The sequence below is a fragment of the Actinoallomurus acaciae genome (assembly GCF_042429965.1).
Taxonomy (GTDB): domain Bacteria; phylum Actinomycetota; class Actinomycetes; order Streptosporangiales; family Streptosporangiaceae; genus Actinoallomurus; species Actinoallomurus acaciae.
The window spans coordinates 1-711 of the sequence record NZ_JBHLZP010001230.1; the positions used below are offsets into that span (position 1 = coordinate 1).

At 74.1% G+C, this 711-nt stretch carries 2 protein-coding genes; one reads left to right on the plus strand and one right to left on the minus strand.

What is annotated here, in order from left to right:
* Window positions 1–276 (minus strand): TetR family transcriptional regulator (locus ACFFNX_RS51815; protein ID WP_378213873.1); only part of this gene is annotated, 276 nt, incomplete at its 3' end.
* Between the two features lie 94 nt (window positions 277–370).
* On the opposite strand from ACFFNX_RS51815, the gene ACFFNX_RS51820 reads away from it, so the two are divergent.
* Window positions 371–711: alcohol dehydrogenase catalytic domain-containing protein (locus tag ACFFNX_RS51820; protein ID WP_378213874.1), on the plus strand; the 341-nt coding region annotated here is incomplete at its 3' end.

Sequence of the window (711 nt, forward strand, 5' to 3'; positions counted from 1 at the left end):
GTCGCGGCGGGACAGCAGCGCGCGGCGCAGCCGGCGGGCCGTCTCGGCGGTCCGGCCGGGCCAGGGCAGGCCCGGGTCGAGTCCCGTGGTCAGCCCGGCGAGCATCGCCTCCGCCATGGCGCCCAGCAGCGCCTGCTTGCTGGGGAAGTGCCAGTACGTCGCGCCGTTCTTGACGCCCAGCGCGGTCGCGAGCCGGCGCATGCTCAGCCCGTCGAGGCCGACCTCGTCCAGCAGGTCGAGGGCGGCGGCGAGCGTGTGGTCACGGGTCAGCCGCACGGTTCCTCCGGGGATCTCGATTGACAGTGCGGACCATTATGGCGAAGACTTCAACGCTGTTGAAGTTCAACGGTGTTGAAGTCGAGGAGGCGGCATGCGCCAGGTCTGTTGCCGCGCCCACGGAGGGCCGGAGGTGCTCCGGGTGGAGGAGGCTCCCCGGCCGGAGCCCGGCGAGGGCGAGGTGCTGGTCGAGGTCGACGCGGTCGGCGTGGCGCTGCCGATGGTCCGGCTCACGCGTCGTGCCGACGTCCCGCTGCCCCATGTGCCCGGCGGGGACGTCGCCGGGCGGGTGGCGGCGGCCGGTCCCGGGGTGACCGGGGTACGGATCGGCGAGCGGGTGGCCGCCCTGGCGTTCACCGGGGCGTACGCCGAGTACGTCACCGTTCCGGCGGCCTTTGTGTTCCCGCTGCCCGACGAGGTCGACGGCGCCTCCGG